Below are 2,155 nucleotides of genomic sequence, written 5' to 3'. Positions count from 1 at the left end.
ATGTACTGACCGGAGACGTTGGTCAATCGTGAGAAGGGCGGTTGGTTGCCGCAGGCGGTGTGGGGTCTGTGGTGGTTGTAGTAGTGCAGCCATCCGTCGAGCGCTCCGCGGCGTTCGGTCTCGGAGGTGTAGCAGCGGGCGTAGGCCCAGCCGTCGGCCAGGGTGCGGTGGAAGCGCTCGATCTTCCCGTTGGTCTGCGGACGATACGGCCGCGTGCGCTTGTGCCGGATACCGAGCTCGGCGCAGGTGTCTCGCCACAGGTGTGAGCGGTAGGCGCTGCCGTTGTCTGACAGGACCCGCTCGACAGTGACACCCCGCTGGTTGAACCACTCGACTGCCCGGACCAGGACGGCGGTGGCGGTGAGGCCGGTTTCGTCGTCGTGGATCTCGGCGTAGGCGACGCGGGAGTGGTCGTCGATGACGGTGTGGACGTAGGCCTTGCCCATGAGCGGGTCCCGACACTTGTTGCGCGGCTTGCCGGGTGTGGCGGCGCGGTTGCGGCCGCCTTGTTGTCGGCCGACGTAGCGCCAGCCTCCGCCGTCGGGGATGTTGCCGAGCTTCTTCACGTCGACGTGAAGCATCGCCCCGGGATGGTCGTGCTCGTAGCGACGGACGGGCTCCCCGGTGGCGCGGTCGACATGGGAGAGCCGGTTCAGGTGCGCGTCGACCAAGATCCGGTGAACCGTCGACGGAGCGATCCCCAGCCGGCAGGCCAACTGGACTGGCCCTTCGCGCAGACGCAGGCGGAGCTGGATGCAGCGCCGAGTGGCGGCCTGGTTGGTCTTGTTCGGCGAGTGGTGGGGGCGTGAGGAGCGGTCCTGCATGGACTGGCCGGCGCGGTAGCGGTCGGCCCAGCGCTTCACGGTGGGCCAGGAGACCTGGAAACGAGCGGCGACCTCGCTGACCGGCCAGCCTTGGTCGACCACGAGCTGGCCGACGATCAGGCGATGCCGGGGAGTGAGTGCCGCATTGGCGTGTGACATAGGTGTCCTTGGAAATGAAGACGGGCCAGCACTTGTGGAGTGCTGGCCCAGTGATGGATTCAGAGGCGTTATTGCGCCGCAAACTCGAAACCGGTGGCGATGAGCGCCCGCAGCCATTCGCTCTGCGCGGTTCGGGCTGATTTCACCTCGACATGGTGGTTCCACCGATTGGGGCTGACCTGAGTCAGGTTGTGCACTCCGGTGTGGTGTTCTGGGTGATCGAGGGTCATGTTCAGATACAGAGTCCCGTCCGCCGTCTTCTCGTAAGCCCACAGCCAGAGGAACTTGCGGTTCACGGCATAGCTGACCTGGGCCTTGGCGGTCTTGCTGACAGCGCCGAGTCCCTGGACGAAGGCGTCGATTGATTCGTAGTGGGATTGAGTCTGGGGCTTCGCGGTGAAGTCACTGATCATCTTGTTCGTGCGATCGGTCATCGAACGTTCTCTACTCGTAGTTCAGTTGGACAGGGGCGTGAGCACGGCGATCCGCCAGGTTCCCTCGTGGTGAGTCAGCTGGTACATGAGGCGCTCGTCGGGTGCTCCTCCGTGGTGATTCCAGCTCACGTCGGCCCAGATGCTGTGGGGGCCGCAGGCGGCCACTTTGATGGTGTGGTCTGTTTGGGTGACGTCTCGATACTGGACAAAGGCCGTCTCGAAGAAGTCGCGTGTCTGAGCCCGCTCGCTGACGGGGATCGCGGCTTGGGGGAACTCGATCAGGGCGGGGGTCGCGTAGTGCTCCGCGATGGCGTCCGCGTCTCGCCGCAACAGTGCTTCTGCGTAGGTGGCGAAGAAGGCTCCCGCCACCTGCTCTGCGTTGAAGTGTTCAGTCATGCCTCTGACACTAACCACCAATCAGGACACGCCTGTGTCATGGTTAGGATTTGCGTTATGCAGGTGATGACCACAGCAGCGGCCGCCTCACGGGACGCCCACTTGACGCTCCGACGGGTCGAGCGACAGCAGCACCTCATAACGATCCTGTCTCGTAAGGGCCCCCGTCGCACTTTCCAGGAGCTCGCTGACGAAGTGGGCGTCACCCCACGGACCATCGCGCGCGACATCCAGCGGCTACGCCACTCCGGTGTCCCGATCAGCGTCACCCCAGGACGCGCCGGTGGCGCACTACTCGAAGCCACCACCGAGCCAGCACCGGTTCAACTGGACTTTGCTGAA

General features: G+C 64.5%; 4 protein-coding genes. 1 reads left to right on the top strand and 3 read right to left on the bottom strand.

From position 1 onward, the window contains the following. The 3 genes from MOPEL_RS01515 to MOPEL_RS01505 all read right to left on the bottom strand — a co-directional run. Positions 1-983, bottom strand: a 983-nt coding sequence (locus MOPEL_RS01515; protein WP_009481081.1) for an IS481 family transposase, incomplete at its 3' end; no start/stop codon positions are given. A gap of 68 nt (positions 984-1,051) precedes the next feature. Further along, the gene (locus tag MOPEL_RS01510) at positions 1,052-1,417 is read right to left on the bottom strand and encodes a DUF5655 domain-containing protein (RefSeq protein WP_009481080.1); all 366 of its coding nucleotides are present in this window, start codon (positions 1,415-1,417) and stop codon (positions 1,052-1,054) included. A 21-nt stretch (positions 1,418-1,438) separates the two neighbouring features. Further along, complete coding sequence (locus MOPEL_RS01505; protein ID WP_009481079.1) at positions 1,439-1,813, bottom strand: DUF6841 family protein; 375 nt, start codon at positions 1,811-1,813, stop codon at positions 1,439-1,441. Between the two features lie 57 nt (positions 1,814-1,870). Between MOPEL_RS01505 and MOPEL_RS16355 the strand changes: the two genes are divergently transcribed. After that, positions 1,871-2,155 (top strand): helix-turn-helix transcriptional regulator (locus MOPEL_RS16355; protein ID WP_174270576.1); only part of this gene is annotated, 285 nt, incomplete at its 3' end.

Origin of the sequence: Mobilicoccus pelagius NBRC 104925 (assembly GCF_000247995.1) — a bacterium.
Taxonomy (GTDB): Bacteria; Actinomycetota; Actinomycetes; order Actinomycetales; family Dermatophilaceae; genus Mobilicoccus; species Mobilicoccus pelagius.
This window is presented reverse-complemented; position numbering and strand designations above follow the sequence as displayed.

Excerpts from the sequence above, each read along its gene's own strand:
- MOPEL_RS01510 (WP_009481080.1), bottom strand. The coding sequence starts at position 1,417 with ATGACCGATCGCACGAACAAGATGATCAGTGACTTCACCGCGAAGCCC.
- MOPEL_RS01505 (WP_009481079.1), bottom strand. The coding sequence starts at position 1,813 with ATGACTGAACACTTCAACGCAGAGCAGGTGGCGGGAGCCTTCTTCGCC.